We start from the raw sequence: 25,314 nt of genomic DNA, 5'->3' as shown, positions 1-25,314 counted from the left end.
AAGGCGTTAGGCTTTAGGCTTTGGGCAAATACAGTGCAACGCACAAATCTTTCATTGTTAAAAAACTAGTAGCCTCGTCAGGAATCGAACCTGAATCTGGAGCTTCGTCTCGTTTTAAACGAGATTATACTATCCATTGTACTACGAAATAAAAAAGTGAAGTAGTAGCCTCGTCAGGAATCGAACCTGAATCTGGAGCTTCGGAAACTCTTATACTATCCATTGTACTACGAGGCCTTATAACTATATATCTACTTAATCAACCCATGCACATTGCTCGCAAAAATCTTCACAGCAATCGCCAACAACACCACCCCAAAAAATTTACGAATCGCTATCATGCCCGCCGGACCCAATAATTTCTGAATAAAATTCAAACTCTTTAAAACAACGAACACAATGATCAAATTGAACAAAATTGCCAACAACACCACCTGATTTTCATAGTTCGCTTTGAGCGACATAATCGTAGTCAAAGTTCCTGATCCAGCTATCAACGGAAAGGCAATGGGAACTACCGTACTCGCTTTGGCATCTTTCTCACTCTTAAAAAACTCTAGTCCTAATACCATCTCCAATCCTAAAATGAAGATCACAATGGAACCACCCACTGCAAAGCTGCGCTTGTCAACTCCTAAAATGTTCAAGAACTTCTCACCCACAAACAAAAACAAGATCATCAATCCACCCGAGATCAAGGTTGCTTTCACTTCATTAATACCTCCAATCTTCTCCTTCAAACCAACCAGAACCGGAACAGACCCAATAATATCAATTACAGCAAATAAGGTGAAACTCACCGTCAGTAACTCATTGATTTCTAATGACATGTGTTTCCGTTTGCTGCAAAGATACAGAACCCGCAGCACTTTATAAGCCTCCTATAAACACCGGCTTTTATATGTAAATGTTTTGCTAATAAACTAAAGCCCTTGCAGCAATTAACGCTTCCAACCCTTCTTATAGATAGATCGTATATACTATCAAACTTACTCGGTCTACAATTTAAATTTTATTGGTTTTCAGTTTAGGTTTAAGGTTTAGAGAAATGCCATCGGGAAATTACCGGTGGTATTTTTTTGGAACAAATTTTTTAGTAGTTGGAGGTCAGTCTATTTTTCACCGCTAAGGCCGCTGAGAGCGCGAAGGTTTCGCAGAGAGCCTTCATCCCCTTTTCCATCTTCCCGACTTTCGATCTTTCTTTTCACCGCGGCGGTCCTTCGACTCCCATTTTCGCTTCGCTCAACTGGTCGCTCAGGAACCTCGCAACGGTCGCAGCGGAAACGCAGCGTTAGCAGCCACTGTGGGTTTCAGGTCCCACTGCTCCTCCTCTTCTTCTTTTCTATCTTTCCTCACTTCCCGAATCGGCTGTCGCCTCTCGAGGCTAAAATTTAATCAACCTGACTGCCGGCTGTTTCATTATTAATTATTAATTATTAACTCTTAATTACCCCGGCTGTTTCATTATTAATTATTACTTATTAACTCTTAACTACCACGGCTGTTCCATTATTAATTATTAATTCTTAATTATTAATTATTAACTATCCCTCCCTTCCGCTTCAACCCCCGTTTTGTCCTCTTCAGACGTCTTAACAATTCTTTTTTACCATTTCAATACAGATTGCAGCCGATTCAACACTTTAAATGTAAATATGACAATTATGACTACATTTTTTTCCACTGTATCGAAACTAGGAAAACTTACCATCGCTTCCGCTTTTATCGCATTCAGCTTCAGCTCTTGTGTGAAAAACACCAGCTCCGATTCTACTCTTGTAGGAAATTGGGTACGCTCTTTCGAATTTGAAGGCGTAGGAAGAACAGAAGCCGTTAGCTTCACTATTGGCACCGTTACCTATGTAGGCGGTGGCTACGATGGCACAAAACGTTTACAAGACTTTTGGAAATTCGATGGCGCCACCGGTACTTGGACGCGTGTTGCTGACTTTCCCGGTACTGCACGCAATTCAGCTTTCGCCTTCGGTGCAAACGGCAAAGGCTATGTAGGTGGTGGCTACGATGGCGATGATAATAAACTAAAAGATTTCTGGGAATACAATCCTACCACAAATGCATGGACCCAAAAAAATGATTTTCTTGGAACGGCAAGAATCGGAGCCACAACTTTTGTGCTCAACGACAAAGGCTATGTTTGCGGTGGCTACGACGGTTCTTACTTAAAAGATCTTTGGATGTACGACCCACTTTCTGATGAATGGATCCAAAGAGCCAGCTTAGCAGGGTCGAAAAGAATGGATGCAGTGGCTTTTACCTACAACAACAATGCATACGTGGTAACAGGTGTGAACAATGGTAGCTATCTGGCCGATTTCTGGAGCTATAACCCAAGTTCCAATTCTTGGACGCAAAAACGTAGCATCTCCGATGCCACCGATTCTTCTTTCGACGACGATTATAGCGAATACATCAAAAGAAGCAATGCCGTAATTTTTGTGATCGGCAGCAAAGCTTATTTAACAACAGGAACAAGAAACGGTATCATTTCTTCCACTTGGGAATACGACATCACCACCGATCTATGGAAAGAAAAAACCGCCTTTGAAGGCAGTTCAAGAGAAGGTGCTGTATCCTTTGTTTGGAACGGTGTAGGATATGTGCTTACCGGCTCAAACAGTACCTATCGTTACGATGACATGTTCCTCTTCCATCCCGACGATGAAGTAAATACCAAAGACAATTAAAAGGGTGTCATAAGTTAGATTTAAAGTTAGAGTGAGTAAAGCTGTATTGCGGGGTTTCATAACAGTAGTACCTGCGGCAATACAGCTTTCTAAAAAATCCCAACTACATGAACATTCGAACCATACTTTTAGTAACATCATTTGTTGCAGTAACAGCGTTGGAAGCTTGCGACAAAGTAGATGTAGTATTTCAAAATGAATCGGCCGATGCTGATCCAAACATTACCTATTTGGAAAACACCCAAATAGCCCTTTCTACTTTCAAACTTGACAGCTTCAAAACTTCCGGCAACAGCACATTTATGGTGGGTACGCACAATGATACCAACTTCGCCAAAATAACGGCCAGCTCATACGCCGAGATCGTTATTCCGGCTGAAAACCCTTTGCCCGGTCAAAACATAGAATTCGACTCTATCGTAATGGTATTGAAGCCAACAGGCAACTATTATGGTGATACTACACTCCCCTTTAAATTAAGTGTACATCGTGTTATTCAAAAAATAGACAACGAAGACACTACCAATAATACCTTCTACTACCCCATGGCCTTCCCGTATGAGATAGACGAACTAGGCAGTACCACCACGTATGTAAAACCAACTCGTAAAAAAGAAGTAACCATTCGATTAGCAGACGAACTTGGAATTGATTGGCTCAAGAAAATGAAAGAACAAAACACCATTTTTAGCAATCAAGAAAATTTCAGAGCCTATTTCCCCGGTGTTGTGATACGATCAGATAGCATGAGCAATAATGCACTGTACTATTTCAACAGCGATGATAGCACTGTACTCATCCGTTTATACTACCGCTTGCGCACTACGCAAACAACAAGCAAATACTTGAATTTCCGCTTCCGATCAGAAAAACAATACAACAATATTGTATACAATAAAACCAATACTCCTTTCAAAATATTTCGTCAGTACAAGCGTGAAATTTACGAAAGTGCTCAAATGAACAACAGAGCCTATATCAGTAATAACATGCCTAGTTATGCGAAAATCACTTTCCCGAATCTGGTTTCATTGAAAGAGGCTCACCCATATATCCGTATATTAAAGGCAGAATTGCAGATACATCCTGCACCGGGCACTTTTCAATATCCTTATTCGTTGCCCGACTCTTTAGTAGTTGCCATCAGCAATAGCGACAACTTATTTTCATCCAACCTCCAAAACAGTGACGGAAGTCTACAAACAGGAAACTTAACTGTTGACAAACTCAACGGTGCTGAACCAACCTACACTTTCGACATCACATCGTATATCAATACCGTACTAAGTGAGGGTGTATTCAGCACCAAAGCACTATTCCTGGGATCGTCTGAAAGTTCAGGTGACCAAGCCAGTAAACGACTGATCATTAATGATCAAATCATTTCCTCATCCGGAATAAAACTAAAACTCTATGTGCTCGGACTTTAAGTACTCAACTAAAATAAGATTCATCGCAATAATTGGTCTCCTTTTCGCAGTCAGTACAGGCCATTCGCAGAACACTACTTCGCCCTATTCAGTACTTGGAATTGGAGATGTAGACACAAAAGATTTTGGACGCTATTTCTCCAGCGGAAATGCATCTTTAGGAAGAAGAGATGCCGGCGCTTTGAACTTTTCAAATCCCGCTTCACTTACAGCTCTGCCCTTCAAAACAATGAATTTCGACATCACTTTCCGCGGAAGAACCAGCACCTACAAGTATCCTGATTTTGACACAACACTCGGAAAAAACAAAGACTTTGTTGTAAAACGAATTTCCTTTGCATTTAAACTAGACAAGAAATCGGCTGTTTCATTTGGCTTAAAACCATATAGCTCGGTAAATTATCAATACTATGCGTATGGCAAAATTGCTGATGGAGATGGCACATACGTTAAAACAATTGAAGGTGATGGAGGTATCCATCAATTGTTTGGCTCATATGCAAGAGAGTTCGGAAAACATTTCTCTGCAGGCATTACAGGCGGTTTCTTATTTGGAAACTTTTATAAGAATACTACCTATACCGGAACCGACTTGAGTTACTCGATCACAAAAAAGGAATACGATTTCTACAATGGAGCCAATGCCTTACTTGGACTACAGTACTATTCATCCGATACCAAAAAATGGCAACATCGTGTGGGTGCTACCGCTCAAGTAGCCACCAAATTGAAAGGTATACTTACTACTGAATACTACGAAGGAACGAGCACCACAGCATTAACTACCACTCAAGAAGACAACAAAGGCTTTAAACTTCCGATATCCTATGGCTTGGGTTATAGCGCAACGTATAAAAAGAAATTAGCGCTTTCATTGGATGGAAACTATTACAATTGGCCAACCCAAAGTTTAAGTAGTACCAGTAATTATACCACCGGACCCAGTTTCAGGATATCAAGCGGGATCGAGTATTCTAAGTATGCAAAGTCTTTTAATGGAATGATAGAGAAATATTACCTCAGCATGGGTTCCACCGTACAAAACAGTTATATCAATTTAGACAACAATAAAATCTGGGACTATTCCTTCTCTTTTGGAGGTGGCATTACGGTAACACGCGGAACCAATATTTATGGAGGTATGGAGTTCGGCACAAGAGGCAACAGAAACCTTGGTCAAATCAGAGAAAATTATACCCAATTTGTGATTGGTTTAACAATGAAAGACATCTGGATCGGACCACGGTACACCCGAAAATATGATTAATGGGTAACTTTGCCCCGTATCAAGTTTTCTCATTCATGAGCACAAAAGAAATTCCATACAAAAGACTCATTCGATTGGCATTGCTAACAACGCCTTTGTTTGCCTTGTTTGGTTCCATGCCTTCTTTCTTTAGGCAACCTTTTAACAATCAACCAAATGGTCATTTGTATATGATAGTGATGAGTTTCACTATTCTCTTTCTCATGACAGCACTACTATGGTCAACCAATATATTGATTCTAAAGTTCAGTGAACATGCTGCAGTACTCAAGAAAAACAAACTCAGGTACTTCACGAGTGCACTTCTAGCCGTTCTTGTGACGCTGATAATGTTCCAATTAATAAAATTACTGTTTGCACCGCCCCCACTTCCTGCAGCAGCAGAGGCCATTCGATTAAGAAGTCCTCGCAATCTTTTCATCTTTCCGTTTGTACAATCAGAATCAATAAATCTTATCGTACTTATTCTAATTGAAGTACTATTACTCCAAACAGAACGCAACGCCATTCAACAAGAAAACGATCAACTAAAATTTGCCAATCTAGAAGCAAAGCATACGTTGCTGTTACAACAACTACAACCTCATTTCCTTTTCAATGCACTTACAACATTGAAAGCGCTAATTATTAAAAGCCCGGATAAAGCGGAAACCTATCTCAACAAACTCACCGCATTTCTGCGACACAGTGTCAACACCACCAAAAATGTAATGGTTCCCCTTTCGGAAGAACTTGATTTAACTACCAATTACTTGGAAATGCAGAAAGTGCGTTTTGGTGAAGCACTTCATTATAGAATTGAGATCCCTGAATCAATTCAAGAACAGGGTTTAGTACCCATCTACTCCTTACAGCTGTTAGCAGAAAATGCAATAAAACACAATATTTTAACACTTGCCAGTCCACTTACCATAAAAATAGAAGCTAATATTGCAGAAACCAGCATCAGCGTATCAAACAACCTACAATTAAAACCCAGTTTGGAGCAAAAATCAGGTGGGGTAGGTTTAAACAATTTATCTGAACGCTATCGCCTTCAAGGCAAACCTGATATTGTCATTAAGAAATCTCCTCAAGAATTCAGTGTACACATCAATGTTTGTAAACAATGAAAGTAGTTATTATTGAAGACGAAGCATTAGCAGCTGAAACACTCTGCGATTATATTAAAGCTATTGACCCGGGTATCGTTATTGAAGCGGTACTGTCTAGTGTGTCAGAATCAGTTTCTTATTTTAACTCCAATTCCACACCCGATCTAATATTTAGCGATATCCATTTGGGAGATGGACACAGTTTCAATATCTATAAAGAAACAAAAATTGCAGCGCCAATTGTTTTCTGCACTGCATTCAATGAATATGCCTTAGAGGCCTTTAAGAATAATGGCATTGACTATATCCTCAAACCCTTTGAGAAAAAAGACATTCAAGAAGCATTAGACCGATACAAACAACTGAAATCCAATTTCTCAAAAAACACTTCCAATAGCCTTAATTTAGAAGCAGTACTCGAAGCCATCCAATCGAAATCTGCTAAAAAGAAAGAAAGCAATTTGTTGGTGAATTTTAAAGACAAAATTATTCCCATTAAAATTGAAGATGTAGCACTCTTCTTCATCGACTATAAAACCACACAAGTAGTAACTTTTGATAATAAACGATACTCCATCAACTTTACTTTGGAAGAGCTGGAAGCCATGACCGAGGAGAACCAATTCTATCGTGCCAACCGACAATTCCTTATCAACAAAGCCGCCATCAAAGAAGTCAGCCAATTCTTCGCGCGCAAACTCACCGTAGAAGTCTCTATCGAAGGGAAATACGATATTATTGTGAGTAAGAACAAGGCGACGGAGTTTTTGGAGTGGTTGAAATTGTAGGAATTCATTGGGTTTTAGGCTTTAGGCTTTAGGAATTTTTTGACCACAGATTTTGCAGATTAAAACAGATTCCCACAGATTGGAATCCAATATTCAATCAACCTAACTTCGATCTGGATTTACAGGATCGATAGTCTGGCTCCGCGTAACTGCATCCCCCCTGTTCCTCTTCCTGTTCTTTCTCTTCCTTTCTTCGCTTCCTATCATTCTCCCTCCTGTATTCCCCCTGTTCATCTTCCTGCTCTTTCTCTGTATTTCCTCGTTTCCCGCAACGGCTTCGCCTGCGGGACTGCTTTTGCTGCGCAAAACCAGCCTCCTCATCCTCGTTCCTCGTCTCCTCTTATCCTCGTTCCTGTACTTCGGCTGTTCCATTATTAATTATTAATCATTAATTCTTAATTATTAATTATCTGTTTTGCCCGCTTCAGCTTCCTTTAAAATTTCATTAGCAGAATCGCACACTAATTTTCCGAAAAACTGAAAAAACATGAAAAGGCGCATGATCATTTTCGGAACTATCCTTCTCGCAGCATGTGGAGGTTCCAAACAAGCAAGCAATAGCTCCGTCCTCCCCGCAAAACACCTCTCCGCTCAAATTGACGGATCCATTCAAGAATGGGGAACAACCGATTTGCAGTACGACAAAAAACTAAAATGTGTATATAGTATTGCCAGTGATGAAAACAATGTGTATGTATTTGTAAAAAGTCTCGACAAAGCGCAAGAGATGCGCATTCTAGATGGAGGTATGGAAGTATGGCTCGATACCGAATCAAAAGGACTTAATGCAATTGGCGTACTGTTTCCCTTACCACAAGGCCCGATGGCACAAACAGAGCGAACTCCTCTCAACAAAACACAACAAAAGCCCGACGAGAAAACAGCACAACTACAAAGTAAGCTTAAGCTCGTGAACTACAACTTAAGTGGTTTCAAGAAAGAATGGAATGGCAATCAATCGGTAAAAGGCAATTGCCCGGTAAAAGTAGCCATCGACTGGGATGAAAAAAACAACCTTGTTTACGAACTAGCCATCCCCTATGCAGCATTGCCAAATGAAATCAGGGCTAAGATGGATATCTTAACATTAAACATTGTGATCAATGGAATCTCGATGCCGCAAGATGATAATTTTCGTGGCGGACCTCCCCCAGGTGGCGGCGGTGACGGCGACTTTGGTGGGCCTCCTCCCGGTGGTGGATTTGGTGGACCCCAAGGCGGAGACATGAGTAAAATGGCGGAGAAAACTGAAATGAAAGTAAGAGTCAAGTTAATTGGCTAATGTGTTGATTTGTGAATTAGTAGATCTTCAACACAAGCTCTTATTGCTATAATAAGTTCAACAAAGACTCAAATTCACAAACTATCACATCATCTATTTAACTAATTAGCCTATCCTCGCTTTTGTATCAAATATGTAAACGGAACAATCTTGATCTCTTCCACTCGAACAGGCGCTACTTTTGGACCACGGGTTCTAACTGACTGCTCGTCCTTAAAAGTATCATTGTAAAACTGTTCAAATGAATTTGAAAAATGATCCGGTTGCGCGCCACGGGTGCGGGTTTGTTGAATACCACTCAAATCCATGGCCGTGCGCGTAATCAGGATTTTCATAAAATCCTTACCATAAGGTGGATATAGTTTTATTGGCCGCGTAGTAAAGGTTTTCTGTGCAGCGATCTTATAATCATCTGCGGTGCTGTTCATATCATTGGGATCAGGGATTACCACTGCTACTGCATTGTCGGGCATAATATCCAATACACTCAAATAGATCGCATAATCTTGCATGTTACGAATCCGGATCACAAATCCTTCATTCTTTTCTTGTTCATCGTTGGCCTCCAAGAACTGAACATCTCCCTTTGCATTTTTTTGTTGATCAATGGTTTTCTGTACAATCAAGGTATCAACTCCGTTCACCGTTTTAATAATACCTGGAATAATGTCAACAGCCACGTAAGGAAATACAGCATCCATCGAAGTATAAATGGACCGCAAATACTGCGCTCTTGCATACTGCTTAACCTGTTCTTTAATAGCATCGGCATCTACTTCGGAAAGTCCTCCTGAATTCCAATCTTTCTTCCACAAAACACTGTCGTTCACTGCCAATACCTGCCATTGCTTTTGTTGTGTAGTCGGATCAATGAACGTATTAATAGCAATGTCGGCAGACGACTGATTCAAACTAATATAAGGCAAGGCGGCCAGTTTGTTTCGAATTACTTCCGCCGATTGAGCAAGATCCTCGCCCAATTTCACAGAAACTGCCATATCACCAAAACTCTTCGAATCAAACACTACGTTATAAGCTTTCGACTTATCAGGAACAGTCCCTTCAATACTACCTACACTAAAACTCAAGGCAGTATGTAGAATAGTTCCCTTTGCAATAGGCGTAGTATTTTTAAAATCGGTAACATCAATTGGGTACAATGAGAAACTAGAGGCCTTGATGATTCCATGTAGGGTACCTCTTGGAATTTCAATGGTTTGATCGGCATTCCAACGAGTTATTCGAATAATGTCGGGACTCGCTATGGTCTTTCCGCCCATTACAGCCAAAGAGGTATTGCCTTCAATTTGAGGAGATTGAAACGGCTTCCAGTTTTGAATATCCGTCTTAATTTTTTCAAAAAGAATTTTGTAGTTGACCGGACCCTTGATTTGAGAAATGGCTCTGCTAAATGCGTAACTCAATGAGCCCACACCGTTGTTTTCGGCGTCCTTGGTTTCATAGTTCAATTGATCGGCACTAGCAGCGCTGATCACCACCATGTTGTTGAGTAAACCTGCATCGTCGAATACACCTTCTTTATTCGGTGCTTGCAATGCAGGATGATAATTTGCGGGCTCACATTTGATATCGGCACCGCGCGTAATGGCCATCTCTTGACCACGAGTAGCAGTACCCGAATGACAAGCATCCAGCAACACCAACAAACTACCGTTTACACCTATCTTATTTTTTAATTGCTTGAACTTTGCCCCTAACTCATCGTCTCGAATATGGTTCTGGCCGGTATACACGCCCGGACTATAGCGCATGTTCGCATCGTAGGGAACTATGGCTTCGTCATAGCCATCTGCTTCGTCGCCATTGTCGTCGAAGAGCTGTTGACCATGACCTGAATAGTGAAAAACGATGATATCACCGGGTTTAGCCTTTGCAATAAGTCGATCTATGGCAGCTATTACACCCACTCGTGTAGCCGCGGCGTTGGTAATGGTATCAATATTAGGCGCTTCGAAACCTTGATCCATCAATGCAGACTTGATGTATTTGATGTCATTCTGAGAACTGATCGATTTCCAGCCCGTTGCGGGGGAATAATCGCCAATAGCTATGATCAACGCAAGTTTCTGAGGGCCTGTTGAGGGTTTGTCCCATGCAACTGTACCCAATACCAATATTAATATGACCAGAATGCGTTTCATAAACTGAATAGTACTTCAAATCTACTATTCAGTTTATGAATTGGCATCCGTGCTGCTAGGTATTTTTGGGAAAGGAGCGCTTCTTTTGTTCACCGCGAAGAGCCCAACACAGAGAATTCGCCAAGTTTTTCGTTGCGAACCCTTGCGTACTTTGTTTCTTTGCGGTAAAATATACTGATTGAATATTTTTAGTGTTTTTTTTACCGCAGCGGCGCAGCGATCGCGGCGGTTTCGCAGCGTTGGCAATCTATCTGTATTTCCTCCTAATTTTCACCACAGATACCGCAGATTATGACGGATTCTCACAGATTAGCCTCCGCTATTCAATCAACCTGATTGCCGGCTGTTTCATTATTAATTATTACTTATTAATTATTAATTAACTCGGCTGTTTCATTATTAATTCTCAACTCTTAATTATTAATTCAACTGCTCTTTCTTCACAAACAACACTTCTTTCGCTCTTCTCACCTTCTTCTGGCTCACCATGTAATCATTCTTTTCATCTCTAAAACCAAGGGCGAGAATGGTAACACTGCGCAATCCTTTTTTCTCCAGGCCGAGAATTCTGTCAACTTCAGCAGGAACAAAACCTTCCATGGGAGTAGCGTCTACCTTTTCGAATGCAGCTGCGGTAATCGCATTACTGAATGCGATGTACGATTGACGAGCAGCCCACTCATATTTTTGTTCTTTTGTTCTTCCGGTTACAATTCCCATCAATGCAGCTTTAAACCCGTCTAAACTTTCTGCACTTACATTTCTAGTTTGAATGATCTCTTGTAAGTAGAAGTCAACGTTTTCTGCGGTAATGTCATCCCATGCCGCAAATACCAACAAATGAGACGCTTCTGTAATTTGTGGTTGGTTGTATGCAGCAGCTTTCAAACTCGCTTTTGTAGCTTCATCATCAATTAGAATAACATTGTAGGGTTGTAATCCCATTGAAGAAGGCGATAATTGAATGGCTTCCAAAATAGCTTCTAATTTTTCGGCAGGAACGCGTTCTCCGTTCATGCGTTTTGTGGCATAGCGCCACTGCAATGCTTCAGTTAATTTCATACACTATGTTTTAATACTTTAATAAATGGTTGGCAAACCAATCGTAGTTAGGTATCAATCGCGTTTAGAAAAGGAGGGTGAGTCAATAACCATTTCAGCTGCGAATGGTTCAAACTTGGTTCCCGATCTGCGATTATTTGGTTGAGAACTCAAAATTACCTATATTTGGTTACAAATTGTAAGCACTTTACAATATGTAAGTAATAACCTTTTAGTTAGTATTATGGTAGAAAAATCAGAAGTAGCTGGAAGTCAATGTCGTATATCGACTTGCGAAGCAAAGTTAGCCGCTGTTGGCGATGCCTTGTATGCTATCGGTGGGAAATGGAAATTGAGAATCATTATTGCCATATTAGAGAAAACACGCCGTTTTAATGAGCTACAACGCTTGTTGGAGGGCATTTCTGCCAAGGTATTATCGTCTGAATTGAAAGAACTCGAATTGAATGGGTTCATTCGCAGAGTGGTTCATACCGGCACACCGGTAGTGGTAGAATACGAAATCACCGAATACAGTCATACCCTCAAGCCTGTGTTAGATACCTTATCTGAATGGGGATACAGTCATCGGGAGATGGTGCGGAAAAGCTTTCAGAATAATTAATAATTAAAAATTAATAATTGAGAGCGCAAGAGTTCAGGCGAATGAATTGAAACACGCGAAAAGGTATTTGTTTTCGTGCAATGGCGCGCTTCTTCCTCTATCTTACCTATACTATATTTCTCATGCAGACTGCCGGCTGTTCCATTATTAATTATTAATTCTTAATTATTAACTAACAAGGTTCCACTCTCGCTGATTCAGTCTTGCATAGCACAAATCTTCGTCTTCCAACCAGAACTCAATATAGGGATGCATCGGATCATTGGTACGATGTTTCCAACGGCCGCCTTCTAACGGTGCCACATATCCTTTTAACGTTTCTTTGATAGATAGAATTTGAAGTTGCAGTTCTTGTTGTTGCTTTTTAATGGATTGCAACTTGCTGTATACCTTTTGAATCATCACCACTTCGTCATCGGAGAATACTCTATCCGGATTTTGCAAAACCAAATGATGATAATGTGCATTGCTTACTTTACTTTCTTTCTCAAGAGCGTGAATCAATTGCTCTTTTTCAAACATAGAAGCTACAAGTGTTTGAATGTTTTCCATAGTGCGGGGATTTTGGTAAATAAAGGGCAAATTTTCGGCCAATGAAAGTAAAAACCGATAAAATGTTCTTAAAAAAGGATAAGTGATTGAGTGTAAGAAGCTTAGGAATTATAGTAAGGGCAAAGGTTTTGGATTAGACTGACATTTTCTTTACCGCTAAGATCGCAAAGGGCGCAGAGGATTCGCTAAGTTTTTCGTTGCGAACCGTTGCGTACTTTGTTTCTTTGCGGTAAAGGGAAAAGACTGAATATTTAAAGTGCTTCATTACCGCAGCGGCGCAGCGTCCGCAGCGGAAACGCAGCGCTGCCCTCTCTTTGTATTTCCTCTTTCCTCGTCTCCTCTTATCCTCGTTCCTGCACTCCGGCTGTTTCATTATTAATTATTACTTATTAATTATTCATTCTCCTCCTCCCTCTCCGTCAACGTACCCAATATCTGCCTGTTCCACTGTTTTGCTTCTTTGCTGTTTTTTACTTTCCATAAGTTTTCGCGGGCATATTTGGCAGCAGCTTCAATATCGATGATGGGACTGGGATAATGTTTATCCATGTATACATGATAAAGTGATTGATCTAGTGGAGTCATTTTCCATGGTTCATGAATGAATAGTGCAGGCAAAGATTGCAACTCGGGTACCCATTTGCGAATAAAGGCTCCGGTTGGATCATGGTCCATACCCTGCTTTATTGGATTGTACATTCTAATGGTATTGATACCGGTAGTGCCTGCTTGCATTTGAAACTGCGGATAATGAATTCCGGGCTCATAGTCGAGAAATTGACACGCTAAATGATGCGCCCCCGCCTGCCATGGCTGCCATAAATGATGCGTAAGAAACGAAACAAGCATGCTGCGCATTCTAAAATTCAAATAGCCCGTTTCATTCACACATCTCATACAAGCATCAACAATTGGTATACCCGTGGTTCCTTCTTTCCATGCTCTTAAAAAGGACTCATTCCTATCTTGTCGAATTGAATTGAAAGCGGGGTTCATGTTTTCCCATTCAATTTTATAGTTGGTTTCTAATTTCTGAATAAAGTGACAGTGCCACAGTATTCTTGACCCAAAGAAAGAAAGCGTTTTCTTATTGCCGGTTTGTTTAGCGGCTTTCAAAGAATGATACACTTCTCGCATACTCAATACACCGAAGCTTAGGTATGGAGAAAGGCGACTGCAGGAACGGCGGGCCTCTTCCGGTTTTGATATATAACGTTGATAGTTAAAATAGCGCTCTGTGAAAAAGCTCTTCAAATACCGCTCAGCATTGATACGCCCACCCGGTTGTCGATGAGGATGCTGCACTATTTTGATTTCAAATTCCGGGAAGAGGATTTCTTTTACTAGTCGAGATTTTAAAGCTAACACATCGATATTCACTAGAGGAGCTTCCATTACTTCAAACCAATATTTATTCCATTGTTGTCTTTTCTTCAAGCCCCGTTGTACTCCATTGGTCGGAAATTCTATCCAATCGATTTGATGGCAACGGAAAAATGCTTTTATTTTTTTATCGCGTTGGAAGCTGGCTGCATTTCCAATCTCTTGATAAGAAACCGTGCGCCTAATTGGATAATGTTGATGAAGCAATGAGAAAGCAGTTTCCGCATCTTCCTGTAAAATAACGATGCGTGCCGGTTTTAGCTGCGCTTGAATGTCTTTCAAACTTTGTAGAATGAACTGATGGTGTCGATCATCATAGTCGGGCTGCGAACAAACTGCGGGTTCAAATAAATACAATAAGATGATTGGCTCCGCGAACTCCAGTGCTGCCTGAAGTGGAGCATGATCGCTCAATCGTAAATCTTTCTTGAACCAAACAACAGTGTGCATGAGAAGAGAACAAGTAGGGAGGGGAAAGGTTTAGATACAGGAGGGAGGATGAGAATTAATAATTAATTAAGTAATAATTAATAATGAAACAGCCGGAGTACAGGAACGAGGATAAGAGGAAACGAGGAAGGAGGAAATACAGAGAAAGAAGAGGGAGAAGAACAGGGGGATAATAATTAAGAATTAAGAGTGAAGAATTAAGAATGAAACAGCCGGAAATACCAATTAATAATGAATAAGTAATAATTAATAATGAAACAGCCGAGGAGATAATTTGTGAATTTGGGAGTTTGTGAATGTGGGAATGAAATACTGTGCGAACTAGGGTATGTTGCTAGAGAACACTTACAAGACCGAGTGGGAAATGAGTCAGAAGCGGCGGAGCGAGCCTTAGCTCGCGGAGCTTTGTTTAAGCGTTAGCTTAGTTTATTTAAGCTAGTATAGTTGGCGCAAGCGTAAGCTTGTGCCCTTTGCAAAACCAAGTAATAATTAAGAATTAATAATGAAACAGCCTGAATAGAAGAGCGAGGATGAGAGGAGACGAGGAAGGAGGAAATACAGAAAAAGAAGGCGGGGGAAGAACAGGAAGCTAGCTTTGCAGAACAACAGCAGTCCCGCAGGCGAAGCCGTTGCGGGAAACGAGGAAAGAGGAAATACAAAGAAAGAACAGAGGGACAGAATTTGCAGCAACCATCCTGTACATCCTTTAATCTTGTAAATCTTGATCTTAATTATTAATTTTTTTGCGGCTATTGGGTATTTGTAAACTCTCTCAAATCACTTAGGTTTACGTCAGTTTCTTAATTCAATCATTTAAACACGCAGATATGAAACTCATGAAATCCTTGCTGGTAGCCGTTTTAGCGCTCATCGCAGGTGTTGCAACAGCACAAACACCCAAAAAACCAAGTGCCCCGGGTAAAAAACCACCTCAGAAAGCAGCTCAACAATATGGCTGTACTTCTTATATGAAGGCGCCGGCAGTAACTGCCGCCTTTGATACTTCCAGTGGTCGCGGATTAGCCGATCCATACTATTTGTGGGACAATGGCGCTGTACTCCGTGTGAAATTCCTCTCTGGAAGCAGTGAAATGAAGTTCAAAGTATTGAGCTACGCAAAAGAATGGGAACAATTTGCCAATGTACGCTTTGAATTTGTAGAAAGTGGCGATGCCGATATCCGCGTTAACCTCGATAACAAAGGTGGTCACAATTCCGTAATTGGTCAACTAGCCACCGGAGTTCCGCAAGATGTAAAAACCATGAACCTTGATACCACCGATTTCAAAACATATGAAAGCATGCACGGTACTGTAATGCACGAATTCGGTCATGCTCTAGGTTTGCTGCACGAACACTATAGCCCCCTTGCAGGTATCCCCTGGAACAAAGAATTAGTGTATAAAGAACTCGGACAATCTCAAGGTTGGGATAAACTTACGGTAGACGTAAACCTCTTCCAACAATATTCATTGACCTATACTCAAGGAACTTCTTACGATAGAAAGTCAATCATGCACTACCCTGTATTGGCTCGTTGGACCACCAATGGCTACTCAGTTCCTTGGAACAACTATTTAAGTGATGGCGATAAAAGTTTGATTTCTGCATTGTATCCTAAAGGAGGCGCTAGATCAACAGAAAAACCTCGCTTCTTTATCACTGATTTTACATCAATGAACTTTAAAGAAAGCGCTGATAAAGGTGGATTGCTCATCTATCCTTCATTCCGAATCAAAACTCAAGGTGCTGAAGGACAAGTGTACTTCACAGTTTTCTTCTATGATGAAAATGGGAATCCTTTAATGGACAATAACGACAAATACAATATCAGCAATGTAGTGGCTACCTACAAATCATTCAAATTCCAAGCCGGTAAAATCTTAACAGCTAACAAAGCTGCTCCCGATGATTTCGAAATGTTCATTCCTTATAGTGAACTGCCTGTAACTCCGGGAACAAAAATCAAAATGGTATTCCGTGCGATCTTGGTTGATGGGGAAGAATTGAAATGGTTCTTTAATTCAACTCCCGTGAATTTCTCACTGAAGAAATAATTGGAATAATCAAGATTTAAGTTTTTGAATTCTGTGTAGTAGGTATTGGGATTTAGGCTTTAGGTGTTAGGCATTAGGCTTTAGGTATTAGGCTTTTTTGACCACGGATAGCACGAATTGATATGGATTCACACAGATTAGTCTCTAAAATTCAATCAACCTGACTTCCGGCTGTTTCATTTTTAATTCTTAATTATTAATTATACTTCGAATAACACAGATTAGCTCTATTATTTTAGAGACTAATCTGTGTTATCTTGTATTTATAATTTGAGTATTCTGTGGTCAAAAAAAGAAGAATTTTCGAAAGCTTCGCGGGCTTCGCGATCTCTGCGGTGAAGTATTAATTATCGAAGCTGCTCAAACTAAAAAACTCAAGAACCTAAAACTTAAAACTCAATTCCTACATCACTCTCATCGCCGCTTTCGCAAAAGGCACGATTTGCAATGAACTAATAATTCCTAGATCCTCCAAAAGATCGGTTTCATTGTCCAAAAATTTGAAAACCCTGTGCGCTTTGTTTTGCTGAAACAATCGAGTAAAGATTTCTCTTCCTTCTAAGGTTCTATTCACCAATAATTCTAACAATACGCGATCGTAAAAGTGAAAACGTGAACCGGCGGCAGGTACTTGCTGAAGTTTTTGACGATGCAATAAGGAGTTCACAATCGACTTTGTCTGTTTTTGTACAAACTGAAATGTATATCCGGAAGAACCCTTTGTTTGGCCACCGGCTGTTCCAATATGATACATGCCATTCTTGTAGAATTCAAACTCGGCTGCGGTCATGGGAATCACTCCAAATTCTGTTTCTTTTACTTCATAAAGCGTGATGCCCAAGTATTGTTGAATATAGTTCCGCAGTGCCGCGTCGTATTGATGGTCCTGTAAAAGGTTGGCTGTGAAAAGCGTATATTCTACGAGTGCAGTGGTTTCTGTTAAGGGGAGTACATACACAAAGGTCGACCCCTCGGTTTGATCAACCCTAAAATCCATCAAAGTTGCCTTGTTAGGATTGAACGAAGGAGAAGTGGTTTCAATGATCCACCCTTTGAAGTGCTGCTTTAAACTCAACCGATGTTCCGGTTCCTTCGTTAAAATAGAATTGAATACAAGTGCACCATCAAGATCTAATAATTCGTCATTTACTCGCACTTCTGTGTTTCCTCTACTGCTCTGATGGAAACTCACCTCTCCATATAAAAATGAAACATTCTTACATCCTTGAAGAATTGAATAGCAATATTCATAGAGTGCTCCACTGCGGATCATTTTGTACGAGTAGTCGTACATGTCTAAATCCTTTTCAAATCCTTCGCTATAAAATTGAAGAGAAGGCCATTGATGGTACACACAGTTTTCAAAAAAACCTTTACCATACTCCCAAAAACACCAAGTTCGATCATTACCTTGTTTCGGAGCTTTGTCTACAATCAGCAAAGTTTGATGCTCCAACAAACCCGATTTCACCATTCTTGCCGCTAACGACAATCCTGCCAATCCGGAACCTAGAATAATATAATCAGTTCGTTGAGACATATTCCTTTAATAACTAAAATAGATGCAATATGCTTGCACCTATTCCACCTTCATTATTAATTATTAATTGTTAACTATTAATTCATATTTAACTCGTTGCTTCATACTCCACTCTTTGTGCCTCCATCAACTTCTTATCTCTTCGCACTTTTTCCCAATATTTCTTATGAACATACAACATCCCAAATGACTCTCCCTCATGCTTATCAAGATGCTTGTGGTGCATTTTGTGTGCCCAACGAATGGCTCTTACATACGTACTTTTCGAGCGGGTAAACCATTTGAAACGCTGGTGAATAATTACATCGTGAACCAGAAAATAAGCTGCGCCGTAGGCCATAATTCCAAATCCAATGGCTTGTACCCAGTACATGGCGTTCAAGGTTCCGAAGAGGATGCAAAGAAAACTCGGGACCGCAAATATCACAAAGAAGGCATCGTTCTTTTCAAAAAATCCGGGGCGAACGCGGTGATGATCCTCATGCAAATACCACAAAAATCCATGCATTACCCATTTGTGAGTAGCCCAGGTAATTCCTTCCATGGCAAAAAAAGTACCGAGCAAAACCAAAATATATACGAGTACTGAAAGCATTGTTCTTAATTGATAGTTTACTGAATCGTTTCTTTTTTAGAAGATCTACTCAAAACACAAAGTTGGTGTTTTTTCCCATGCAGTCCTATTGGAGTTGCTCCATTAATTTTGGAAGTGCAATATGAAACCATGCGGTGTATTGATCCGGATGCAGCTTCATATCTGCTTCAACTTCATCCAAAGAAACGTATTTTATCTCGTGCACTTCTTCCGGATTCAATTGAACATCGCCCTCATATTCGCCTACAAACACATGATCGAATTCGTGTTCAACCAAGCCATTATCGAAAGCAGCTTTATACTTGAAATCAAAAATTTTTGTAAGGGGGGTGGTAAAACCTAGTTCTTCTTTTAATCTTCTTACAGCAGCGTCAGCAACAGCCTCGTTGGGAAAGGGATGGCTGCAACACGTATTGGTCCACAAGCCTGCACTGTGGTACTTCGTTAATGCGCGACGTTGCAATAGCAACAAGCCTTCTTTATTAAAAACAAATACGCTGAACGCTCTGTGGAGCAAGCCCTTTTCATGAGCCTCCATTTTCTCCATCGTCCCGATGGCTTCATCTCTTTCATTCACTAATACAACCGAAGCACTCATTAATTAGATCAGATTTAATTGATTTTTTACACCCGCTCGCACCACAATATACGCTTTGTAATAATTGGGGATTCGAATGCGTGATTCCAAAATTTTCGCCGGTTGTGTTTTACGGATCTTCTTGAACAAGCTCAAATAATACTTGTACGCAACATACACACCAAAACGCGCTTTCCAAGGCAATTGCATGATTCCTTCGTAAGCATGTTCAAAATCCTTCGCAATATCAGCCTCAATTGCCGCTTTACTTTCATTTGTGAAAGAATTGAAATCAACACCCGGAAAATACGTACGATTTAAACTTTGGTAGTCTGCTTTTACATCTCTCAAGAAATTAACTTTCTGGAATGCTGCTCCTAATGATTGAGCAGATGGCTTTAATTTTTCGTACATCGCTTTGTCTCCTTCGCAGAAAACATACAAGCACATCAAACCCACTACTTCCGCACTTCCATATATATAGTTTTCATATCCCTGTTCATCATAGGCTTGTTTATTCAAATCCATTTCCATGCTCTTGAAAAATGCTTCAATTAAATCGTGACTGATATTAAACTCATTCACGGTCATTTGAAAACTATGCAAAACAGGGTTCAAGCTAATTTTATCTTCAATTGCCTCGTAAGTATCGCGCTTGAATTTAACCAATAAGCGTTCTTTATCGTGCTCATGAAAGGTATCTACAATTTCATCGGCTAGCCGAACAAAACCATAAATATTGTAGATCGGTTTTCTGAGATCTTGATGCAGCAAACAAATAGCCGATGAGAAAGAAGTACTGTACTCTTCGGTGGTAATTTGACTGCAAAGCTGACTTACTTTATGGTATATGGCCATCATAACAATTCAGTTTACTGATGTAGTGTTTAACAATTTACGTTTTAATGCACCAAATAGTTCATTAAAAAGACTTCATTAATTCCCCGGCTACTACTTCCCCGCTGATAAGACTGGGTGGTACTCCCGGACCGGGCACCGTTAGCTGACCGGTATAGAACAAATTGGATACTTTCTTGCTTCTACAAGAGGGTTTAAGGATGGCGGTTTGCATGAGGGTATTGGCTAAACCATAGGCATTGCCTTTAAAAGAATGGTATTCGCTTACAAAATCGGAATAGGCAAAGCTTCTTTTCACTACAATAGCATCTCTAACAGTTTGACCAACACGTTTTTCAAAACGATCCATGATCAAATTGAAGTAATATTCTCGCTTTTCTTCGGAATCATCGCTCAATCCGGCCGCCACCGGTATCAAGAAAAACAAGTTTTCACAGCCTTCTGGGGCCAAACTTGCGTCTGTAACACTGGAGGCGTTGGCGTAAAACAAGGGAGTTTCAGGCCAAATTCTTGAGGTATAAATTTCATCTGCATGTTGTTCGAACGGAACATCAAAAAACAACATATGATGAAGAATAGAATCGAGTTTTTTATTGATGCCTACGTAGTAAAGTAAACAAGAAGGAGCCATTTCTCTCTTGTCCCAATAGGCTTCTGAATACGAGCGAGCCGCTTCAGGCAGCAATTGGGTTTCTATGAAATGATAATCTGCACCGCCTATTACAGCTAATGCCGGATAGGTCCCCTTATCAGTCACCACATTTCGAACTGCATTTTTTTCAATTTGAATAGAAGTAACCGGTTCTTCAAATTTGAATTGAACACCCAGTTCTAAGGCTAATTTATACATCCCTTCCACTACTTTGTACATACCGCCTCTCGGGAACCATGTTCCTCCAACAATATCAGCGTAGTTCATTAAGCTATACAAAGCCGGGGTGTTTTCAGGTAAAGCTCCCAAAAACAAAACGGGGAATTCGAGTAGCTGACGAATTTGCGGTTGTTTGAAATATTTATGAACGTGTTTCTTAATTGAAGTGAACACATCTAATTTGAACACGCCTTTCATCACTTCCCAATCGAGAAATTCCACTAAACTCAATCCGGGTTTAAACACCAATTTCTGGATGCCCACTACATATTTGTAACGCGCTTCTTCCAAAAAACGATCGAGTTTTACTGCAGCGCCCGGTTCCATTTCCTCCAACATCTTTTTAAAATCATCGAGCGAAGCAGGAATATCGCTGTATCCTTCTTGCCAATACACTCGGTAAGAGGGATCCAAGCGTTCAATAGTATAATAGTCCGAGGCCTTTTTACCAAATTGTTCGAAATAACGATCAAACACGTCGGGCATCCAGTACCAGCTGGGCCCCATGTCGAAAGTAAATCCGTTTGTTTTCCATTGACGTGCACGTCCGCCTGGACCTGCTTGTTTTTCCAAAACGGTTACTTGGTAACCGGCTTTGGCAAGAAAGCTGGCAGCAGAAAGTCCGGCAAAGCCGGCTCCTATCACAACAATGGGTTTCAATACTTAGTTTTTAATGATTTGCTCTTTCAATAATTTCCGTGCGAAGTGAATTCTACTCTTGATCGTTCCTAGAGGTTCATTGAGCATATCCGCGATCTCATGGTACTTATATCCATCAAAGTACAACAAAAAAGGGTTACGAAAAATTTCAGGTAAATTATGTATCGCTTTTTGAATGTCTTTGATCCTCAAATTCGTCTCCGCATTGTTAGGAATAGCAACAGCAGAACTATTGTTCAGAATAAACTCGTTGGGAGTATTATCAAAAATGGTTTGCTGCTTTGCCTTTCTGCGATAGTTGTTAATGAAGATGTTTCGCATGATTGTATACAACCATGCTTTAATATTAGTACCTACGTTGTACTTGTCTTGGTTAGATAATGCGCGGAACAGAGTTTCCTGAAAAAGGTCCTTTGCCGCTTCGGTATCACGTGTCAAAGTTGCCGCAAATGGCTTCAGAAACTCCGCATTATTAACCAGCATTTGGTTAAATTCAACAGTTGTCATGGCAAAGAGTGTTTAATTATTAAGGACATAAAGTTAAACACTATATACGAGAAAGAGCAGTTTTTTGTTTAATTTTTTAAAATAAAAAGTTAAACAAAAAAGAAAAGCGTTAAACAGTTCAGGATCAATGAATTAAAGTTTAAACATTTATTAATAGGAAAAGGATGGTAATTAATAATTAAGGAATTAATAATTAATAATGGAACAGCCGGAGAACAGGAACGAGGATAGAGGAGACGAGGAGCGAGGAAAGACAAAAAAGAACAAGAGGGGGAACAAGGGGAATTACAGGAGAGAGGAAGCGAGGAAATACAGAGAGACTGCCAGCGCTGCGTTTCCGCTGCGGGCCTGTCCTGAGCGGACCGAAGGTCCAGTCGAAGGACGCTGCGCCGCCGCGGTGAAAAAGAAAGAAAAAGTATCCATTGTGCCTCCGTATCTCCGTGGTTCTGCATTCCTCCGCGAAGCGGCTCTGCGCCCTTAAGTAAACAACTCTTCGAAATTCAAGCTGCCAAAAACTCAAATTCATAAAACGCTCTCCAACCACAATAACTCTACGTTCCGGTTGTTCCCGCTCCGCGGGAGTTCAATATATTTTAACGCAAAGTTTTAGTTGTCTCGAGTGCAGCACGCTGTGTTTAATTGGGCTTCGCCGGAAGGAGGCCTTCGGCCAGCGCAACGTGGGCACTGAACGAATTGAAATCTTTAATAAGAAATTCAAGCTCTCCCCTGTATTCCCCCGCGGAGCGGCTCTGCGCCTCCAGTAAAAGAATTTCCGAATTTCATACTGCCAAAAACTCAAATTCATAAAACGCTCGCCAACCTTCAACCACAATAACTCTGCGTTCCGGTTGTTCCCGCTCCGCGGGAGTTCAATATATTTTAACGCAAAGTTTTAGTTGTCTCGAGTGCAGCACGCTGTGTTTAATTGGGCTTCGCCGGAAGGAGGCCTTCGGCCAGCGCAACGTGGGCACTGAACAAATTGAAATTTTTAATAAGAAATTCATGCTCTCCCCTGTATTCCCCCGCGCAGCGGCTCTGCGCCTCCAGTAAACGACTCTCCGAATCCCAAGCTGACAAAAACTTAACTAACTACAAGCTCTCCAACCTTCAGCCTCAATAACTTTGCGTTCCGGCTGTTCCCCCGCGAAGCGGCCTTTGCGCTCTTAAGTACAGACTCTTCGAACATCAGCCTCTACTAAACTTAAAGCAATAAAACACTCTCCGACCTCCAACCACCATTCCTTTGCGTTTCGGCTGTTCCCCCGCGAAGCGGCCTTTGCGCTCTTTAGTAAACGACTCTTCGAAATTCAAGCTGCCAAAAACTTAAAGTAATAACAGACTCTTCAACCTAAGACCATCACCCTTTGCGTTCCGGCTGTTCATCTCACAAAAAAAGCGAGCAACGCTCGCTTCATTATTCATCTTTTATTCTTAGCTCTAATTGTAAACCGGCAACGACTCCTTATTAATAAACTCCATCACCTCGGCCAAGCTACGTTTGATTTGTACATCAACCGGGAATTTAATGTGCTGATAAATCACTTGTCCCGATACCAAATACGGAATACCCGCTGTTTGCTCACGCAAATGGAAGAAATACTTTTCCAATCTTCCGGAAGGACCCGCACCGGTTACATGTGAGAACATGAAATCGGGCTTTTTCAATCTGGCAATATAGGCCACATCTTTGTGAGGCACATTACTTCCAAGATACACCACTTGGAATCCTTTGCTCTTCAAAATGAAGTACAAATACAACAACCCAATTTCGTGGTATTCTGTTTCAGGAAGGAAAAGCAAAAACGTTTTATTAATAGTGGTATGCGGACGAACCGTTTCAATTCCAACAATGATCTTCTGGCGAATGATATTGGTAACCAAATGCTCTTGTGCCGGATTGATATGATCAGTTTGCCAAAGAATTCCGATTCTTTCCAAAAATGGGAACAAAGTGTTTTGAATCACTCGCTCCACTCCCTTTAAGGCAATTTGCTGATCTACAATTTCTTCAAAACGCTCCATATCCATGTCCACCATAGAGGCGATCAAGTTATTGATGATGCGCTCTTGTTGAGCAGTACTATCAGTAAGAGATTGAAGTTTAAGGTTGATCTCTTCCGGATTCATCTTATCAATATGCGAAATCTTGAATCCGTATTTGTTCAACAAGGCAATGTTGAGGATCGTTTTCAACTCGTCATTCGAGTAGTAGCGGATATTAGTGTCTGTCCGCTGAGGTTTCAGGAACGAATAGCGTTGCTCCCAAATACGAATCGTATGGGCCTTGATCCCCGAAAGGTTCTCTAGATCTTTGATTGTAAATGAGGTCATGAATTAGTTACAACTGAGGACTGTGAAAGGTTTATGTTTTTAGCTAAAAAATCCATAAGGTTTAAGAGAATCAAGGCTTTAGGCTTGAATCTTAAACAGTTCCGCTCCTAATGGCGGGAAAGATAGAAGAAATGTTTTATGCGAGAAAGGGTTGTTTAGGAAGAATTGGGAGATTGGGCTGGAAATCTGAACAGGAGATGTAATTAATAATTAATAAGTAATAATTAATAATTGAAACAGCCGAAATGTAGGAACGAGGAGAAGAGGAAACGAGGAGCGAGGAAATACAACGATACTTTGCGAATTCTTGGCGCAATTAGCGGTCGTTGCGGTGAAGCTACTCCGAATATCGGAGACTAATCTGCGGGAATCTGTATTAATTTCTGGTATCTGTGGTGAAGAAGTTCACCGCTAAGATTCTGTGTTAAAAACCAATTGATTTTTATTATTTATTTTTACGCTTTAGGCGGCTTATGCCAGCCTGTTTAGTGGGGTAATCTTTATGGATTACCCCCTAACTTTTTATAATAGTCCTTGTC

Annotated in this window: 23 protein-coding genes and 1 tRNA gene; 9 read left to right on the top strand and 15 right to left on the bottom strand. The window is 40.6% G+C overall.

The features are described 5' to 3' along the window. Positions 1–165: 165 nt before the first annotated feature. Positions 166–237: transfer RNA gene (locus ACQ2HE_RS19585), tRNA-Arg, on the bottom strand. Positions 238–251: 14 nt separating this feature from the next. Continuing rightward, positions 252–830, bottom strand: a complete 579-nt coding sequence (locus ACQ2HE_RS19580; RefSeq protein WP_430901631.1) for a MarC family protein — start codon at positions 828–830, stop codon at positions 252–254. 834 nt (positions 831–1,664) lie between these two features. Between ACQ2HE_RS19580 and ACQ2HE_RS19575 the strand changes: the two genes are divergently transcribed. The 5 genes from ACQ2HE_RS19575 to ACQ2HE_RS19555 all read left to right on the top strand — a co-directional run bounded on the left by ACQ2HE_RS19575 (position 1,665) and on the right by ACQ2HE_RS19555 (position 7,284). After that, positions 1,665–2,705 carry a Kelch repeat-containing protein gene (locus tag ACQ2HE_RS19575; protein ID WP_430901633.1) on the top strand — a complete coding sequence of 347 codons (1,041 nt, stop codon included), beginning with the start codon at positions 1,665–1,667 and terminating at the stop codon, positions 2,703–2,705. Positions 2,706–2,812: 107 nt separating this feature from the next. After that, positions 2,813–4,135: a DUF4270 family protein gene (locus tag ACQ2HE_RS19570; protein WP_430901635.1), complete on the top strand. Its 1,323-nt coding sequence runs from the start codon at positions 2,813–2,815 to the stop codon at positions 4,133–4,135. Continuing rightward, on the top strand, positions 4,119–5,402 hold the full coding sequence (locus ACQ2HE_RS19565; RefSeq protein ID WP_430901637.1) for a hypothetical protein: 1,284 nt from the start codon (positions 4,119–4,121) through the stop codon (positions 5,400–5,402). The genes ACQ2HE_RS19570 and ACQ2HE_RS19565 overlap by 17 nt, the downstream gene beginning before the upstream one ends. Positions 5,403–5,437: 35 nt before the next feature. After that, positions 5,438–6,514 (top strand): sensor histidine kinase, encoded by a 1,077-nt coding sequence (locus ACQ2HE_RS19560; protein WP_430901638.1) that lies wholly within the window; start codon positions 5,438–5,440, stop codon positions 6,512–6,514. After that, positions 6,511–7,284 carry a LytR/AlgR family response regulator transcription factor gene (locus ACQ2HE_RS19555; protein WP_430901640.1) on the top strand — a complete coding sequence of 258 codons (774 nt, stop codon included), beginning with the start codon at positions 6,511–6,513 and terminating at the stop codon, positions 7,282–7,284. Before ACQ2HE_RS19560 ends, ACQ2HE_RS19555 begins: the two co-directional genes overlap by 4 nt. A 102-nt stretch (positions 7,285–7,386) precedes the next feature. On the opposite strand, the gene ACQ2HE_RS19550 is transcribed toward ACQ2HE_RS19555, so the two are convergent. Beyond that, entirely contained in the window at positions 7,387–7,656 is a 270-nt protein-coding gene (locus ACQ2HE_RS19550) for a hypothetical protein (RefSeq protein ID WP_430901642.1), read from the bottom strand. A gap of 115 nt (positions 7,657–7,771) precedes the next feature. On the opposite strand from ACQ2HE_RS19550, the gene ACQ2HE_RS19545 reads away from it, so the two are divergent. Then, positions 7,772–8,566, top strand: coding sequence for a hypothetical protein (locus ACQ2HE_RS19545; protein ID WP_430901644.1), 795 nt, complete (start codon positions 7,772–7,774; stop codon positions 8,564–8,566). Positions 8,567–8,676: 110 nt separating this feature from the next. Here ACQ2HE_RS19545 and ACQ2HE_RS19540 read toward each other — a convergent pair whose 3' ends face one another. Both ACQ2HE_RS19540 and ACQ2HE_RS19535 read right to left on the bottom strand, forming a co-directional pair. Next, positions 8,677–10,728, bottom strand: a complete 2,052-nt coding sequence (locus tag ACQ2HE_RS19540; RefSeq protein ID WP_430901646.1) for a caspase family protein — start codon at positions 10,726–10,728, stop codon at positions 8,677–8,679. Between the two features lie 420 nt (positions 10,729–11,148). After that, a complete protein-coding gene (locus ACQ2HE_RS19535) occupies positions 11,149–11,790 on the bottom strand; it encodes an NAD(P)H-dependent oxidoreductase (RefSeq protein WP_430901650.1) in 642 nt (213 codons plus the stop codon). Positions 11,791–12,013: 223 nt separating this feature from the next. On the opposite strand from ACQ2HE_RS19535, the gene ACQ2HE_RS19530 reads away from it, so the two are divergent. Further along, complete coding sequence (locus ACQ2HE_RS19530; RefSeq protein ID WP_430901652.1) at positions 12,014–12,394, top strand: winged helix-turn-helix transcriptional regulator; 381 nt, start codon at positions 12,014–12,016, stop codon at positions 12,392–12,394. Between the two features lie 168 nt (positions 12,395–12,562). On the opposite strand, the gene ACQ2HE_RS19525 is transcribed toward ACQ2HE_RS19530, so the two are convergent. The 3 genes from ACQ2HE_RS19525 to ACQ2HE_RS19515 form a co-directional block, all read right to left on the bottom strand. After that, positions 12,563–12,946 (bottom strand): hypothetical protein, encoded by a 384-nt coding sequence (locus tag ACQ2HE_RS19525; RefSeq protein WP_430901654.1) that lies wholly within the window; start codon positions 12,944–12,946, stop codon positions 12,563–12,565. 133 nt (positions 12,947–13,079) lie between these two features. Then, complete coding sequence (locus ACQ2HE_RS19520) at positions 13,080–13,319, bottom strand: hypothetical protein (RefSeq protein ID WP_430901656.1); 240 nt, start codon at positions 13,317–13,319, stop codon at positions 13,080–13,082. A gap of 20 nt (positions 13,320–13,339) precedes the next feature. Beyond that, positions 13,340–14,779 (bottom strand): cryptochrome/deoxyribodipyrimidine photo-lyase family protein, encoded by a 1,440-nt coding sequence (locus tag ACQ2HE_RS19515; RefSeq protein WP_430901658.1) that lies wholly within the window; start codon positions 14,777–14,779, stop codon positions 13,340–13,342. A gap of 827 nt (positions 14,780–15,606) precedes the next feature. Between ACQ2HE_RS19515 and ACQ2HE_RS19510 the strand changes: the two genes are divergently transcribed. Continuing rightward, positions 15,607–16,836, top strand: coding sequence for a M12 family metallopeptidase (locus tag ACQ2HE_RS19510; RefSeq protein WP_430901660.1), 1,230 nt, complete (start codon positions 15,607–15,609; stop codon positions 16,834–16,836). A gap of 403 nt (positions 16,837–17,239) precedes the next feature. Here the strand turns inward: ACQ2HE_RS19510 and ACQ2HE_RS19505 are convergent, their stop codons facing one another. The 6 genes from ACQ2HE_RS19505 to ACQ2HE_RS19480 all read right to left on the bottom strand — a co-directional run bounded on the left by ACQ2HE_RS19505 (position 17,240) and on the right by ACQ2HE_RS19480 (position 22,444). After that, complete coding sequence (locus ACQ2HE_RS19505; RefSeq protein ID WP_430901662.1) at positions 17,240–18,376, bottom strand: lycopene cyclase family protein; 1,137 nt, start codon at positions 18,374–18,376, stop codon at positions 17,240–17,242. A gap of 88 nt (positions 18,377–18,464) precedes the next feature. Then, the gene (locus ACQ2HE_RS19500) at positions 18,465–18,971 is read right to left on the bottom strand and encodes a sterol desaturase family protein (RefSeq protein ID WP_430901664.1); all 507 of its coding nucleotides are present in this window, start codon (positions 18,969–18,971) and stop codon (positions 18,465–18,467) included. Between the two features lie 85 nt (positions 18,972–19,056). After that, the gene (idi, locus tag ACQ2HE_RS19495) at positions 19,057–19,569 is read right to left on the bottom strand and encodes an isopentenyl-diphosphate Delta-isomerase (protein WP_430901666.1); all 513 of its coding nucleotides are present in this window, start codon (positions 19,567–19,569) and stop codon (positions 19,057–19,059) included. A gap of 3 nt (positions 19,570–19,572) precedes the next feature. Next, entirely contained in the window at positions 19,573–20,409 is an 837-nt protein-coding gene (locus ACQ2HE_RS19490) for a phytoene/squalene synthase family protein (protein ID WP_430901668.1), read from the bottom strand. 61 nt (positions 20,410–20,470) lie between these two features. Next, the gene (locus ACQ2HE_RS19485) at positions 20,471–21,937 is read right to left on the bottom strand and encodes a phytoene desaturase family protein (RefSeq protein ID WP_430901670.1); all 1,467 of its coding nucleotides are present in this window, start codon (positions 21,935–21,937) and stop codon (positions 20,471–20,473) included. A 3-nt stretch (positions 21,938–21,940) separates the two neighbouring features. Further along, the gene (locus tag ACQ2HE_RS19480; protein WP_430901672.1) at positions 21,941–22,444 is read right to left on the bottom strand and encodes an RNA polymerase sigma factor; all 504 of its coding nucleotides are present in this window, start codon (positions 22,442–22,444) and stop codon (positions 21,941–21,943) included. A gap of 199 nt (positions 22,445–22,643) precedes the next feature. Here ACQ2HE_RS19480 and ACQ2HE_RS19475 point away from each other — a divergent pair, with 199 nt between their 5' ends. Continuing rightward, positions 22,644–22,925, top strand: coding sequence for a hypothetical protein (locus tag ACQ2HE_RS19475; RefSeq protein ID WP_430901674.1), 282 nt, complete (start codon positions 22,644–22,646; stop codon positions 22,923–22,925). Between the two features lie 956 nt (positions 22,926–23,881). Here the strand turns inward: ACQ2HE_RS19475 and ACQ2HE_RS19470 are convergent. Next, positions 23,882–24,775 carry a MerR family transcriptional regulator gene (locus ACQ2HE_RS19470; protein WP_430901676.1) on the bottom strand — a complete coding sequence of 298 codons (894 nt, stop codon included), beginning with the start codon at positions 24,773–24,775 and terminating at the stop codon, positions 23,882–23,884. Positions 24,776–25,314 lie beyond the last annotated feature (539 nt).

It is taken from the genome of Endoryza foliicola, assembly GCF_050589245.1.
Taxonomy (GTDB): Bacteria; Bacteroidota; Bacteroidia; order Chitinophagales; family Chitinophagaceae; genus Endoryza; species Endoryza foliicola.
Note: the sequence above shows the minus strand (reverse complement) of the source record. Positions and strands in the feature narration are given on the sequence as shown.